The organism is Pseudomonas sp. GW456-L13 (genome assembly GCF_017350115.1).
Taxonomy (GTDB): domain Bacteria; phylum Pseudomonadota; class Gammaproteobacteria; order Pseudomonadales; family Pseudomonadaceae; genus Aquipseudomonas; species Aquipseudomonas jessenii.
Map to the genome: position 1 here is coordinate 2028819 of NZ_JACNAS010000002.1, position 13476 is coordinate 2042294.

13 protein-coding genes are annotated in these 13476 nt (G+C 59.6%); 3 read left to right on the forward strand and 10 right to left on the reverse strand.

Annotated elements, in window-relative coordinates; genetic code table 11:
* Positions 1–137: 137 nt before the first annotated feature.
* Positions 138–875 (reverse strand): ABC transporter substrate-binding protein, encoded by a 738-nt coding sequence (locus J4D25_RS23400; protein WP_057712971.1) that lies wholly within the window; start codon positions 873–875, stop codon positions 138–140.
* 258 nt (positions 876–1133) lie between these two features.
* Here J4D25_RS23400 and J4D25_RS23405 point away from each other — a divergent pair, with 258 nt between their 5' ends.
* A complete protein-coding gene (locus J4D25_RS23405; protein ID WP_057712970.1) occupies positions 1134–1586 on the forward strand; it encodes a GNAT family N-acetyltransferase in 453 nt (150 codons plus the stop codon).
* 108 nt (positions 1587–1694) lie between these two features.
* Here the strand turns inward: J4D25_RS23405 and J4D25_RS23410 are convergent, their stop codons facing one another.
* Genes J4D25_RS23410 through J4D25_RS23420 form a run of 3 tightly spaced genes read right to left on the reverse strand, consistent with a single transcriptional unit; the run spans position 1695 to position 4686 of the window.
* Complete coding sequence (locus tag J4D25_RS23410) at positions 1695–1991, reverse strand: helix-turn-helix domain-containing protein (RefSeq protein ID WP_007894945.1); 297 nt, start codon at positions 1989–1991, stop codon at positions 1695–1697.
* A gap of 37 nt (positions 1992–2028) precedes the next feature.
* Positions 2029–2517, reverse strand: coding sequence for a YgjP-like metallopeptidase domain-containing protein (locus J4D25_RS23415; protein ID WP_057712969.1), 489 nt, complete (start codon positions 2515–2517; stop codon positions 2029–2031).
* A 45-nt stretch (positions 2518–2562) separates the two neighbouring features.
* Positions 2563–4686: a bifunctional diguanylate cyclase/phosphodiesterase gene (locus J4D25_RS23420; RefSeq protein WP_057712968.1), complete on the reverse strand. Its 2124-nt coding sequence runs from the start codon at positions 4684–4686 to the stop codon at positions 2563–2565.
* A gap of 323 nt (positions 4687–5009) precedes the next feature.
* Here J4D25_RS23420 and J4D25_RS23425 point away from each other — a divergent pair, with 323 nt between their 5' ends.
* Positions 5010–5678, forward strand: a complete 669-nt coding sequence (locus J4D25_RS23425; RefSeq protein WP_057712967.1) for a polysaccharide lyase family 7 protein — start codon at positions 5010–5012, stop codon at positions 5676–5678.
* 193 nt (positions 5679–5871) lie between these two features.
* On the opposite strand, the gene fba is transcribed toward J4D25_RS23425, so the two are convergent.
* From fba to tkt, 6 genes are all read right to left on the reverse strand, one after another.
* Positions 5872–6936 (reverse strand): class II fructose-bisphosphate aldolase, encoded by a 1065-nt coding sequence (fba, locus tag J4D25_RS23430; protein WP_007981624.1) that lies wholly within the window; start codon positions 6934–6936, stop codon positions 5872–5874.
* A gap of 220 nt (positions 6937–7156) precedes the next feature.
* Positions 7157–7486 (reverse strand): MliC family protein, encoded by a 330-nt coding sequence (locus tag J4D25_RS23435; protein ID WP_057712966.1) that lies wholly within the window; start codon positions 7484–7486, stop codon positions 7157–7159.
* Positions 7487–7542: 56 nt separating this feature from the next.
* Positions 7543–7764, reverse strand: a complete 222-nt coding sequence (locus J4D25_RS23440; protein WP_057712965.1) for a hypothetical protein — start codon at positions 7762–7764, stop codon at positions 7543–7545.
* 35 nt (positions 7765–7799) lie between these two features.
* Positions 7800–8963 carry a phosphoglycerate kinase gene (locus J4D25_RS23445; RefSeq protein WP_057712964.1) on the reverse strand — a complete coding sequence of 388 codons (1164 nt, stop codon included), beginning with the start codon at positions 8961–8963 and terminating at the stop codon, positions 7800–7802.
* Positions 8964–8975: 12 nt separating this feature from the next.
* Positions 8976–10028, reverse strand: a complete 1053-nt coding sequence (epd, locus tag J4D25_RS23450) for an erythrose-4-phosphate dehydrogenase (RefSeq protein ID WP_057716543.1) — start codon at positions 10026–10028, stop codon at positions 8976–8978.
* A 187-nt stretch (positions 10029–10215) separates the two neighbouring features.
* Entirely contained in the window at positions 10216–12213 is a 1998-nt protein-coding gene (tkt, locus tag J4D25_RS23455) for a transketolase (protein ID WP_057712963.1), read from the reverse strand.
* A gap of 261 nt (positions 12214–12474) precedes the next feature.
* Between tkt and J4D25_RS23460 the strand changes: the two genes are divergently transcribed.
* Entirely contained in the window at positions 12475–13470 is a 996-nt protein-coding gene (locus tag J4D25_RS23460; RefSeq protein ID WP_057712962.1) for a metalloregulator ArsR/SmtB family transcription factor, read from the forward strand.
* Positions 13471–13476 lie beyond the last annotated feature (6 nt).

Consider the following 13476-nt stretch of genomic DNA (forward strand, 5'->3'; position numbering starts at 1 on the left):
GGCCTCATCGCGAGCAAGCTCGCTCCCACAGGGGGCTCTGGTGTTCACAAAACTTGTGTCGACTGAAGATCTACTGTGGGAGCGAGCTTGCTCGCGATGAGGCCATCAGCAACAACACAGAGACTGGCTCAACCCACTCACATCCCGTGCTGTTTCATCAACTTGTCATAACTCCCGTCCGCCTTCATGGCCGCGATCTCGCGGTCGAAACCGGCGACGATCTGCTCATGCTGCGGATTCTTCAGGCTGACCAGAATGTGCAGGCTGTTCTCGCTCAAAGCCTTGGGCAGGAATTCCACGGCGTTGCGTACCTTGGGTGACTCGCGGGCCAGGTAGTAGCGGGCAACGTACTCATCTTCCAGCGTCAGCTTGACCCGGTCGGCCGCGACCATGCGCACGGCCATGGCGAAGCTGTGCACAGGGACTTTCTGCAATGAGTCATCCTTGTCGAACTCTGGCAAATAGGCGTAACCGCGCACGATGGCAATCGGATACGTGTGCAATTGCTGCAAGGTGTTGAACTCGACGGGCGCGTCTTTGCGCTTGAGAAAACGGACGCGATTGAGCAAGTACTCGCCGGAAAACTGGCCGAGTCTTGTACGCTCGTCGTTGTACCAAGCGTTGACCAACACGTCGTATCGGCCCTCGCCCAATCCCATCAAGGCCCGTGCCCAGGGCACTTGCTCGAATTCACTGGCATAGCCGGCCCTGGCGAGCGCGGTACTGACAATATCCGTCGCCAGACCACCGTTGACGAGCGTGGAATCGGTAAAGGGGGGCCAGGCATCAGCGACCAGCCGCAGTTTTTCTGCCGCCGCTCCCTGAACCAGCAACAGCAATCCAATCAAGGCCAAAGCTCGATGCAATCGCGGCATGCCAGAAAATCCTTAGCGGGCGGCTTGCCCGACGTGTTTTCAGCCAAAACCCCAAGGCCCCTGTACCGGCAAGGCCCGGGTACTCAACATTCGCTCATCGAAGCCACAGCACAGCGCTTCGGTCCAGATTACACAAAGAAGACATCCGCGCGAAAAATGAATGATGGCATTTTGGCCTATGTCACAGATTCTTCCGCCATAAAGACTTCTGGCGTGAGTGCGCTTAGTATCGAAACGACGTTTTCAGGGAATCAAAACATGACAGTCGACTGGATCTGCAAACACCACAGCGACCTGGGCAAGGAGCAGCTGTACGCCATTTTGCAGCTGCGTGCAGAAGTGTTCGTCGTTGAACAGAAATGCGTTTACCAGGATATCGATGGCCAGGATCTGGAAGGTGACACCCTCCACGTGATGGCCTGGGACGGTAACCGGCTGGTGGCTTACCTGCGGCTGCTTGACCCGCAATCACAGGGCGGCGACGTGGTGATCGGACGGGTGATCATTGCACCCCAGGCACGCGGTGCCGGGCTGGGGCATGAGCTGATGGAACAGGCACTCAAACAGATCGAAAAATACTGGCCCGGTCTGCCGGTCTACCTCTCGGCCCAGGCGCATTTGCAGGGGTATTACGGGCGGTACGGGTTTGTCGTGGCGGGAGAGGAATATGTCGAGGATGGCATTCCACACATCGGGATGCGTCGCCCTTGAAGGCCTTATCGCGAGCAAGCTCGCTCCCACACTGGATTGGGTTCACAACTCAGATCAGATGTGGGAGCGAGCCTGCTCGCGATGGCGTCAGCTCAGGCGCCGCAAATCTCAGGGATACTCCAGCACCGCCTTGATCTGCCGCAGGTTACGCTCGATCCACCCGCGATCGATCGCACCCCACTCGCGAATCCGATAGCGCCCCGCATGGTTGCGCGCGCCCTCTTCCTGCTCGAACTCACACACAATATCCAGATCCGCCAAAGCCGCGATGGTGTCCTGTGCCGTGCGCCTGGGCATGCCGGTGACTTCGGTCAGCGCCGGGACGCTGCTGGCCAGCCCGCTGTCGATCAGGTACGCCACGTACAACCGGCGATAGAAGCTGCTCTTGGTCTTGCTCACGTCCATCCAATGCTCCTTAAAAGGTCGCAGCCTGCGGCAGCTCCTACAGATCCCGCCACGTCAGGTACACCCGCACATCAAATTCCACCTGGTGATAACCCGGCAGCATGTGTTCGCACAGTTTGTAGAATGCCTTGTTGTGGTCCGATTCCTTGAAGTGCGCCAGCTCATGCACCACGATCATTTTCAGGAACTCGCAAGGCGCTTCCTTGAACAGCGAAGCGATGCGGATTTCCTTCTTGGCCTTGAGCTTGCCACCCTGCACCCGTGAAATCGTGGTGTGCAGGCCAAGGGCACGGTGGGTCAGGTCCAGACGGTTGTCGAACAGCACCTTGTCGATGGCCGGAGCGTTACGCAAGTACTCCTGCTTGAGGTCCAGAGCATAGGTGTACAGCGCCTTGTCGCTCTGCACCCCGTGCTTTTGCGGGTAACGCTGGTTCAGGTAATCGCCCAGCCGACCGTCGGCGATCAGCTGGCGTACCTGGTCCTGCAAGGTGGCGGGATAGGCCTGGAGATATTTCAACACGGTCATCGGGGCGGCAATACAGGTCACTAAAAGGTCGCCAGTGTAGCGAATTCAGCGGGGCAGCGCGCTCCAGTCAAACGGCTGGACAAAGACCCCGGTGTCTTCGGCCATCATCGGCCGGGCCACCAGAAAACCTTGCACATACTCACAGCTGTTGGCTTGCAGCCATTCATACTGAGCGACGGTTTCCACCCCTTCGGCAATCACCAATATTCCGAACTGCTTGCACAGGTCGATCACACTGCGCACCAGCGCCGCATCCCTTGCCGAATCCGGCAACCGGGCGATCAAATGGCGGTCGATCTTCAGAGTATCCAGCGCCAGGTCGCGCAAGTGCGTCAGGGAGCAGGGTCCGACCCCGAAGTCATCCAATGCCACGCGTACGCCCAGGTTGTGCAGCAGACGCAATTGCTTGCGGGTTTCTTCAGGGTTGCGCATCAAGGCCTCTTCCGTGACCTCGACTTCCAGGTGACGCGGTTGCAGGCCATGGCGCTCCAGCACCTGGCGCAACTCGGTGACCAGGTTGGGCATGCCGAACTGCGTACTGCTCAAGCTGACGCCGAGCACCAGGTCCTCGGCAAACAGGGACTCCCAGGCTTTGCGTTGCCCGGCGCCGCGATGGTAAATCCAGCTGCCAAGGCGACTGATCAACCGCGCCTCCTCCAGCAATGGCAAAAACAGCCCCGGGGGGACATCGCCAACGCTCGGATGCTGCCAGCGCAACAAGGCCTCGAAGCCACGAATCCGCCCGTCGGCAATCGCAACCTGAGGCTGATACACCAGATTGAAATCCCGCTTCTCGATGGCCGTGCGCACACTTTCTTCCAGCATCAGCCGCGTGCGCGCCCGGCCGTTCATTTCATGATCGTAGAAGCGATATTGCTGGCGGCCGGCACGCTTGGCTTCGTACATGGCAATGTCGGCCGCCCGCATCATCCCGTCGAGATTGGCGCCACAATCAGGGAACGTGGCAATGCCGATGCTGGCACCCAGAGCGATATCGAGGCCGTCGATCTGCTGACAGATCGACACTCGCTCGATGAGCTTCTCGGCAATCTTCGCCGCCTGCTCGGGGAACTCCAGATCCAGCAGCGCGGTGAACTCGTCGCCGCCCATCCGCGCCAGAATGTCGAAGGGCCGCAGGCAAGCCTTCAACTGTTCGGAGACCCAGCGCAGCACCCGATCGCCGGCATCGTGCCCGAGCGAATCATTGACTCGCTTGAAGCCGTCGAGGTCCAGATACATCAGGACCCAGGAGCTGTCGGAACGCTCACCGCGCAACAGCAGGTTCTCTACGGTCTGGTAGAAACCCCGGCGGTTGAGCAATCCGCTCAGCGGATCGGTGACCGCCTGAAACTCCAGTTGCTGATGCAGATGGCGCACCACCGACATGTCCAGCACGGTCACGACCATCGCATGTTGCTCGGCGGGCAATGGCGCGCAGGACAAGGCCACCGGCACTTGCTGCCCGGGTGCCGTACGTAGCAGGGCATCGTGCAGGCGCAAGGTTTCGCCTCGTTTGTATCCGGCCAGCAACTCGGAGTCGGCCCAGATCGGGATATGCGGTTTTTGCAGGTAGTCCAGAAACTCCTTGCCTTGCAGTTCCTGCACCGGGGCATTGAGCAACCGTGAAATCGCCGGATTGGCAAAACGAATCAGACCGTCCTCACCCAATACCAGAATGCCTTCGGCTGCGTTTTCCAGCACCGACGCATTAAAGGCACGAGCCGCTTCCAGATCATGACTCAGGCGCTGCAAGGCCCGGCGGTTACGCTGGTGCTCGAGCAACGCCTGGACCTTGGGCGTAAAGACCTGTGGGTCGAACGGCTTGAACAGATAATCCACCGCACCACTGGCATAGCCCTTGATCACGGCATCCTGGGACTGTTCGTTGGCGGTCAGGAAAATGATCGGCGTCAGACGGGTCCGCTGGCTACCGCGCATCAGGCGCGCCACTTCATAACCGTCCATGTCCGGCATCTGCACGTCCAGCAGCACCAGGTCGATATCGTGTTCAAGTAACAAGCCGAGGGCCTCGAAACCCGAGGTGGCAGTAATGACCCGCCAGCCCTGGCGCTGTAACAACGCGCGCATGCTGATCAGGTTTTCGGGGTAATCGTCGACGACTAAAAGGGTTGAGCTGCCTTCTACTGGCGTGGGTTGCGCGCATTCCATGCTGCTTCTCTAATTGCGGGGTGTCAGGCCGGTTTCTCGTGAAAACCGGACAAATACTGCGTCTTCACTCTAGACCCGGTTCTGCAAAAGCAGAAGGTGTCAGTAAGCCATCATTTAATCATAGTGTCTTTTTACCGACTAACGGTCGATGGTTCAGGCGATGGAAACCGGGAAAGATGTCGCTTCGACAGGATGTTGACGTCAGCCACCCGTCAGACGGGCATTAACAAAATCTCCCGCTACGCTTATAAAGGCCGCCCCCGAAGGTGCGGGCTAGAGCTTCTGGCACGTCCGTGCAGCATGAATCAAGTGGAAGAACCGACATGATCGATCTTGCAACCTGGAACCTCAGCGTCCCCGTTGGCAGCCCGCCGTACACCGTCGAAACCGCCAAGCTGGTGGACGGTTTCAAGGATCAATACTTCCATTCAGACACAGGCACATTGTTTTTCTGGACGCCCGTGACCGGCTCCCGTACCGAAAACGCAATTTATCCACGTACCGAATTGCGTGAAACCTACAGCAACGGTACGTTGAAAAACTGGTATTACCCGGAAGCCGACAATTTGTTGTATGCCACTCTGGCAGTGAACCAGGTACCGAGTTCCGGGAAAGTCGTCATCGGCCAGATCCATGCCTATCAAAGCCAGAAACCTCTGGTGAAGGTTGAATACCAATACAAAACCAGCACAGGCACCGGCAATATCGTCGCCAAGGTCCGGATGCATCCCGATGACGATACAGGCCGGGTGATCATCGTTGCGACGGGGGTGAAACTCGACCAGGAGTTCAACTACCTCATTCACCTCAGCCCCGGTGGCGCCTTGGGCATCAGTGCGGCAGGTTATCAATGGGATACGCAAATCAGCACGACCTGGCGTGACAAACCGCTGTATTTCAAGGCCGGGGTCTATGTACAGGACAACACCGGGTACACCACTGAAGGCGGCAAAGTGACCTTCAGCAAGCTGGATATCGATCACAACAATTGATATCGAGGCACTGTTGATCTTGTGGGAGCGGGCTTGCTCGCGAAGGCGTAATGTCAGACGACATTAATGTTGAATGACACACCGCTTTCGCGAGCAAGCCCGCTCCCACACTGACCGCGTCGATCCTGGATCATCGCCCACAAAAAACCCGCCTCTCGGCGGGTTTTTCATCAAGGCAGTTTAACGCTCAGGCTTAGTTGACCTTGGCGTTCAACTCACCTTTCAGGTAACGCTGATACATGCCTTCCAGCGAGATCGCCTTGATCTTCGAAGCGTTGCCGGCAGTACCGAAGGCTTCGTAGCGAGCGATACACACGTCACGCATGGCGGTGACGGTGGCGCCGAAGAATTTACGTGGGTCGAACTCGCTCGGGTTGGTGGCCATCAGGCGACGCATTGCGCCAGTGGACGCCAGGCGCAGGTCGGTGTCGATGTTGACCTTGCGCACGCCGTGCTTGATGCCTTCGACGATTTCTTCAACCGGTACACCGTAGGTTTCCTTGATGTCGCCGCCGTACTGGTTGATGATCGCCAGCCACTCTTGCGGAACCGAAGACGAACCGTGCATCACCAGGTGAGTGTTCGGAATGCGCTTGTGGATTTCTTTGATGCGGTCGATCGCCAGCACGTCGCCGGTAGGCGGCTTGGTGAACTTGTAGGCGCCGTGGCTGGTGCCGATGGCGATGGCCAGGGCATCAACCTGAGTGCGTTTTACGAAGTCAGCGGCTTCTTCCGGGTCGGTCAGCATCTGGCTGTGATCCAGGACGCCTTCGGCGCCGATGCCGTCTTCTTCACCGGCCATGCCGGTTTCCAGCGAACCCAGGCAGCCCAGCTCGCCTTCTACCGAAACGCCACAGGCGTGAGCCATGGCTACGGTTTGTTGGGTCACACGCACGTTGTAGTCGTAGTCGGTCGGGGTCTTGCCGTCTTCACCCAGGGAGCCGTCCATCATCACCGAGCTGAAGCCCAGCTGGATGGAGCGCTGGCAGACGTCAGGGCTGGTGCCGTGGTCCTGGTGCATGCACACCGGGATGTGCGGGAATTCTTCGATGGCTGCCAGGATCAGGTGACGCAGGAACGGTGCACCGGCGTATTTGCGAGCACCGGCCGAAGCCTGGACGATCACCGGGGAGTCAGTCTTGTCAGCGGCTTCCATGATGGCGCGCATCTGCTCAAGGTTGTTGACGTTGAAGGCTGGAACGCCGTAGCCGAACTCGGCTGCGTGGTCCAGCATCTGGCGCATGCTGATAAGTGCCATTGTGTATATCTCTCCCGGTTGAGGGTCGTTAATCGTGCCAGCCTGCCGTAGCGGCGGCGGCTATTCAAGTTATTGCAGATCAGGGGTTGAGCCCGGGCTGCGAATTCGGTGTTACGCACGCCTCCTGTAGGAGCGAGCCTGCTCGCGATGGAGGCCCAGACAACGCGGGCATTCAAGTACCCCGCGTCATCGTTAACGACCATCGCGAGCAGGCTCGCTCCTACAGGTGACAGCCACGCCCAATCAAATCATTGGTGGCGACCCAGTAAACCAGGCCTTCCTCACCTTTTATGTGAAACGCCAGCATGTCATTGCTGTACAGCGAACCCGATGCACCCGGCTCCTGTTTCAAGCGGTAGACCTGATCGGCACCGCCCAGACGCACGTCGACTTCCCTAAGGCTGTCGTCGGTGTAGCGCCACAGCACTTTGGCCTGGCTGTCGCAAGTCCAGGTGGTCCAGTTATCCACAGGTGCGGACGACTGGAACAGGTTCAACTGAGCACAACCAGCCAAAAGCGCCAGCGCCGTAACGGCGATAAATCCTTTCATCCATGTCCCTCGACTGACGGCGCACGCCATCAGCCCTGAGTAAAGAGTCAGACCCGTCAAGGGCAGCCATGTTCCTTGACGGGTGCCCGGGTCTCGTATTTGTCCAGGCCCTCGGGCCCGGAGCGCTTGTTGAGCACCGGGTTGGTTTCCGCCTGCCAGTCGGCCTGATAACAGCCGTTGCGCGACGCAGGCGCCTCGGGTTCCGGCGTGGCTTTCGGGCTGCTCCCGCAAGCCGCCAGTGAACCCGCGACGATCAACAGCGCTAACGTCTTGACCATGTCAACACTCCCTTGCCAGGTCAAACGGGCGACCCTCAGGCCTTGGCCCGGCTTTCCAGGACTTCCACGGCTGGCAGGACCTTGCCTTCGACGAATTCGAGGAACGCACCGCCACCGGTAGAAATGTAGGAGATCTGCTCTGCCACGCCATACTTGTCGATGGCCGCCAGGGTGTCGCCACCGCCGGCAATGGAGAACGCCGCGCTGTCCGCGATGGCCTGGGCCAGCACCTTGGTGCCATTACCGAACTGATCGAATTCGAACACGCCGACCGGACCGTTCCACAGGATAGTCTTGGACGACTTCAGCAGCTCGGCGAAATTCGCCGCGGTCTGCGGACCGATGTCCAGGATCATGTCGTCGGCAGCGACATCAGCGATCAGCTTGACGGTCGCAGCGGCGCTTTCCGCGAATTCCTTGGCAACCACTACGTCCACTGGCAGCGGTACGCTGACCTTGGCGGCGATGGCGCGAGCGGTGTCCAGCAGGTCCGGCTCATACAGGGATTTACCGACCGGGTGACCGGCAGCGGCCAGGAAGGTGTTGGCGATGCCGCCACCAACGATCAACTGGTTGCAGATCTGGCTCAGGCTGTTCAGCACGTCGAGTTTGGTCGACACCTTGGAGCCGGCAACAATAGCCGCCATCGGCTGGGCCGGGGCACCCAGGGCTTTGCCCAGAGCGTCCAGTTCAGCGGCCAGCAGCGGGCCGGCAGCAGCGACTTTGGCGAACTTGGCCACGCCGTGGGTCGAACCCTCGGCACGGTGAGCGGTGCCGAAGGCGTCCATCACGAACACGTCGCACAGGGCGGCGTATTGCTGGGCCAGTTCGTCAGCGTTCTTTTTCTCGCCTTTGTTGAAGCGCACGTTTTCGAACAGCACGATGTCGCCCGCTTTCACATCAACACCGCCCAGGTAATCGGCCACCAACGGCACCTCACGACCCAGAGCACGGCTCAGGTAGTCGGCGACTGGCTTGAGGCTGTTCTCGGCCGAGAACTCGCCTTCGGTCGGACGGCCAAGGTGCGAGCAGACCATCACGGCCGCGCCTTTTTCCAGGGCCAGCTTGATGGTCGGCAGCGAGGCCAGGATACGCGCATCGCTGGTGACAACACCGTCCTTGACTGGAACGTTGAGGTCTTCGCGGATCAATACGCGCTTACCTTGCAGATCGAGGTCGGACATCTTCAACACGGTCATGGGTCGCACTTCCTACGGTTTTTTTGAAGTTGCTGTTTGCAGATAGTGTTCTGCAACGTCCAGCATTCGGTTGGCAAAACCCCATTCATTGTCGAACCAGGCCAGGATGTTCACCAGCCGAGGGCCGGAAACGCGGGTCTGACTGGCATCGACGATCGCCGAATGTGGGTCATGGTTGAAATCACAGCTTGCGTGGGGTAGCTCGGTGTAGGCCAGCAGGCCTTTGAGCGGGCCGCTGGTGGCGGCTTCGCGCAGGATCCGGTTGACCTCGGTGGCGTCGGTCGCGGTGGCGGTCTGCATCGTGATATCGAGGCAGGACACGTTGACCGTCGGCACCCGCACGGCTTTGGCCTGAATTCGTCCGGCAAGTTCCGGCAGCAGGCGTTCGATACCTCGCGCCAGACCGGTGGACACCGGAATCACCGACTGGAACGCCGAACGGGTACGACGCAGGTCTTCGTGGTGATAGGCATCGATGACCGGCTGATCGTTCATCGCCGAGTGAATGGTGGTGATCGACACGTAGTCCAGGCCAATGGCCTGATTCAGCAGGCGCAACAGCGGCACGCCGCAGTTGGTGGTGCAGGACGCGTTGGACACCAGCAATTCGTCGCCGGTCAGGCAGTCCTGGTTCACGCCGTAGACGATGGTCGCGTCAACGTCCGTCTCGCTGGCCATCGGCTGGGAAAACAACACACGCGGGGCGCCGGCGTCGAGGAAACGCTGGCCGTCTTCGCGAGTGTGATAAGCGCCGGAGCACTCCAGCACCAGATCGACGCCCAGGGACGCCCAATCGATGCCTTCGGGGGTGGCACTGCGCAGGACCTTCACGCAGTCGCCATTTATATGCAGACAATCGCCTTCGACCTTCACTTCACCGGGGAACCGGCCATGGGTGGAGTCAAAGCGTGTCAGGTATTCGATACTGGCCATGTCCGCCAGATCGTTGATCGCGACAATCTCGAACCCGGCCTTTTCGCCTCGCTCGAACAACGCACGCAAGACGCAACGACCAATCCGGCCGTAGCCGTTGAGTGCAACTTTGTAGGGACGCGGTTGAGGCATGGGGTTCTCGATAATACGCAGCCAGACGAAATTCTTGTGTGCATCGCAACCCTTGTAGGAGCGAGCTTGCTCGCGATGGTGGCCCAGACAACGCGGGCATTCAGGCATCCAGCGTTATCGTTAACGACCATCGCGAGCAGGCTCGCTCCTACAGGGTACGCGGTGGTCAGAAACCACCGCGTTGTGCTTAGTCTTCCAGCAGCTCTTCAGCCTGACCCAGGATGTTCTCCAGGGTGAAGCCGAACTCTTCGAACAAGGCCGGCGCAGGCGCCGACTCGCCGTAGGTGGTCATGCCGATCACGCGGCCTTCCAGGCCCACGTACTTGTACCAGTAGTCCGCGTGGGAAGCTTCGATGGCGATACGGGCGCTGACCTGCAACGGCAGTACCGATTGCTTGTAGCCGGCGTCCTGGGCATCGAACACGCTGGTGCACGGCATGGAAACCACACGCACCTTGCGGCCCTGCTCGGTCAGTTTGTCGAAAGCCTGAACGGCCAGGCCGACTTCCGAGCCGGTGGCGATCAGGATCAGCTCAGGCTCGCCTGCGCAGTCCTTCAACACGTAACCGCCACGCGCGATCTCTTCGATCTGAATCGCATTGCGGGTTTGGTGCTGCAGGTTCTGACGCGAGAAGATCAGGGCCGAAGGACCGTCCTTGCGCTCCAATGCGCACTTCCAGCTCACCGCCGACTCAACGGCGTCGGCTGGGCGCCAGGTATCGAGGTTCGGCGTGCAGCGCAGGCTGGCCAGTTGCTCGATTGGCTGGTGAGTCGGGCCGTCTTCGCCCAGACCGATGGAGTCGTGGGTGTAGACGTGGATCACCCGCTGCTTCATCAGGGCCGACATGCGCACCGCGTTACGCGCGTATTCCATGAACATCAGGAAGGTCGCGCCGTAAGGCACCAGGCCGCCGTGCAGGGCAACGCCGTTCATGATCGCGGTCATGCCGAATTCACGCACGCCGTAGTACATGTAGTTGCCGCTGGCATCTTCGGCGGTAACACCTTTGCAACCTTTCCACAGGGTCAGGTTGGAACCGGCCAGGTCAGCCGAACCGCCGAGGAACTCAGGCAGCAACGGGCCGAACGCATTCAGGGCGTTCTGACTGGCTTTACGGCTGGCGATGGTTTCGCCCTTGGCCGCCACTTCGGCGATATAGGCCGAGGCTTTTTCGCTGAAGTCAGCTGGCAGGTCACCGCTCAGACGACGCACCAGTTCGTTGGCTTCAGTCGGGAACGCGGCGGAGTAAGCAGAGAAACGCTGGTCCCACTCGGCTTCAACAGCGCGACCGGCTTCCTTGGCGTCCCACTCGGCATAGATATCGGCCGGGATTTCGAACGGACCGTGATTCCATTTCAGCGCCGCACGGGTCAGGGCGATTTCCGCGTCACCCAGCGGGGCGCCATGGCAATCTTCCTTGCCTTGCTTGTTCGGAGAACCGAAACCGATGGTGGTCTTGCAGCAGATCAGGGTTGGCTGCTCGCTTTTACGTGCAGTGTCGATCGCCGTCTTGATCTCTTCCGGGTCGTGACCGTCGACATTGCGGATCACTTGCCAGTTGTAGGACTCAAAACGCTTCGGGGTGTCGTCGGTGAACCAGCCTTCGACTTCGCCATCGATGGAGATGCCGTTGTCATCGTAGAAGGCGATCAGCTTGCCCAGGCCCAGGGTACCGGCCAGGGAAGCGACTTCGTGGGAAATGCCTTCCATCATGCAGCCATCACCCAGGAACACATAGGTGTGGTGATCGACGATGTTGTGGCCAGGACGGTTGAACTGCGCAGCCATGACTTTTTCAGCCAGGGCAAAACCCACGGCGTTGGCCAGGCCCTGGCCCAGTGGACCGGTGGTGGTTTCTACGCCCGGGGTGTAGCCGAGTTCCGGGTGGCCCGGGGTGCGGCTGTGCAGTTGACGGAACTGCTTGAGGTCATCGATCGACAGGTCGTAGCCGGTCAGGTGCAGCAGCGAGTAGATCAGCATCGAGCCGTGGCCGTTGGACAGCACGAAGCGGTCACGGTCGGCAAACGATGGATTGCTCGGGTTGTGCTTGAGGTAGTCGCGCCAAAGTACTTCGGCGATATCTGCCATACCCATAGGGGCACCGGGATGGCCGCTGTTGGCTTTTTGCACGGCATCCATGCTGAGGGCACGAATGGCGTTGGCACGCTCACGACGGCTAGGCATCGCTGTTCTCCTGGGGGCTTGATTAAAACGAAACGGAAAAAAGGCGAGCATTTTCCCTCACCGGGCCGCCTCGGGGCAATGACAGATAGTCATCTGAAGGCGTTTTTCCAATGGATAACGACGTATTCGCCTGGTGAAACCTTTCCGCCGTCCGATTGTTGACAAAAGCTAACGTCGAGAAGTGCCATCTATCGAGCAATATCAAAACTTTTTGATATTGCTCTTGCGATACCTTCGACCCGTGACTAGACTGCCGGCCTTATGAATTTACGCGTGCCCTCCATTCAACATGACGATTGCGATGAGCTGGCGGCCTTGTGCAAGGCTGGCGGCGATCCCCTGCGGTTGAATGTCTTGCGCGCACTGGCCAATGACTCGTTCGGCGTACTGGAACTGGCGCAGATCTTCGGCATCGGCCAGTCAGGCATGAGCCACCACCTCAAGGTACTGGCACAGGCCGACCTGGTGGCAACGCGCCGCGAAGGCAACGCGATTTTCTACCGTCGCGCGCTGCCCCACACCGAACTGCTGGGCGGCAAACTGCACGCAGCATTGCTCGAAGAAGTGGACAACCTGACGCTGCCGACCGACGTACAGTCGCGCATCACCCAGGTCCATGGGCAACGTGCGGCGGCCAGCCAGGATTTTTTCTCAAGGGTTGCGGAGAAGTTTCGCGCCCAGCAAGACTTGATCGCCGGCCTGCCGCAATACCGCGAAAGCGTGGTGGCCCTGCTCGACAAGCTGAGCTTCGACAAAGACGCCACGGCCATTGAAGTCGGCCCCGGCGATGGCGCATTCCTGCCGGACCTGGCGCGCCGCTTCGCGCAAGTCACGGCGCTGGATAACAGCAGCGCGATGCTTGAACTGGCGCGCCAGGTCTGCGAACGCGACAAGCTGACTAACGTTAGCCTGCAACTGGCCGATGCATTGAACGGCGTCAGCCTCAAGGCCGATTGCGTGGTACTGAACATGGTGCTGCACCATTTTGCCGCACCGGCCGATGCGCTCAAGCACATGGCCCATTTGCTGCAACCAGGCGGTAGCCTGTTAGTGACAGAGTTATGTAGCCACAACCAGAGTTGGGCCAAGGAGGCCTGCGGTGATCTCTGGCTGGGGTTTGAACAGGACGATCTGGCCCGTTGGGCCACCGCTGCGGGACTCGTTCCCGGGGAAAGCCTCTATGTAGGCTTACGTAATGGTTTCCAGATCCAGGTCCGCCATTTTCAGCGACCGGCTGGCGACACTCACCATCGGTAATTTCAG

What these genes read in the sequence shown, in the direction of transcription:
- J4D25_RS23400 (WP_057712971.1), bottom strand. Translation starts at nt 875, where the DNA reads ATGCCGCGATTGCATCGAGCTTTGGCCTTGATTGGATTGCTGTTGCTG.
- J4D25_RS23405 (WP_057712970.1), top strand. Translation starts at nt 1,134, where the DNA reads ATGACAGTCGACTGGATCTGCAAACACCACAGCGACCTGGGCAAGGAG.
- J4D25_RS23410 (WP_007894945.1), bottom strand. Translation starts at nt 1,991, where the DNA reads ATGGACGTGAGCAAGACCAAGAGCAGCTTCTATCGCCGGTTGTACGTG.
- J4D25_RS23415 (WP_057712969.1), bottom strand. Translation starts at nt 2,517, where the DNA reads ATGACCGTGTTGAAATATCTCCAGGCCTATCCCGCCACCTTGCAGGAC.
- J4D25_RS23420 (WP_057712968.1), bottom strand. Translation starts at nt 4,686, where the DNA reads ATGGAATGCGCGCAACCCACGCCAGTAGAAGGCAGCTCAACCCTTTTA.
- J4D25_RS23425 (WP_057712967.1), top strand. Translation starts at nt 5,010, where the DNA reads ATGATCGATCTTGCAACCTGGAACCTCAGCGTCCCCGTTGGCAGCCCG.
- fba (WP_007981624.1), bottom strand. Translation starts at nt 6,936, where the DNA reads ATGGCACTTATCAGCATGCGCCAGATGCTGGACCACGCAGCCGAGTTC.
- J4D25_RS23435 (WP_057712966.1), bottom strand. Translation starts at nt 7,486, where the DNA reads ATGAAAGGATTTATCGCCGTTACGGCGCTGGCGCTTTTGGCTGGTTGT.
- J4D25_RS23440 (WP_057712965.1), bottom strand. Translation starts at nt 7,764, where the DNA reads ATGGTCAAGACGTTAGCGCTGTTGATCGTCGCGGGTTCACTGGCGGCT.
- J4D25_RS23445 (WP_057712964.1), bottom strand. Translation starts at nt 8,963, where the DNA reads ATGACCGTGTTGAAGATGTCCGACCTCGATCTGCAAGGTAAGCGCGTA.
- epd (WP_057716543.1), bottom strand. Translation starts at nt 10,028, where the DNA reads ATGCCTCAACCGCGTCCCTACAAAGTTGCACTCAACGGCTACGGCCGG.
- tkt (WP_057712963.1), bottom strand. Translation starts at nt 12,213, where the DNA reads ATGCCTAGCCGTCGTGAGCGTGCCAACGCCATTCGTGCCCTCAGCATG.
- J4D25_RS23460 (WP_057712962.1), top strand. Translation starts at nt 12,475, where the DNA reads ATGAATTTACGCGTGCCCTCCATTCAACATGACGATTGCGATGAGCTG.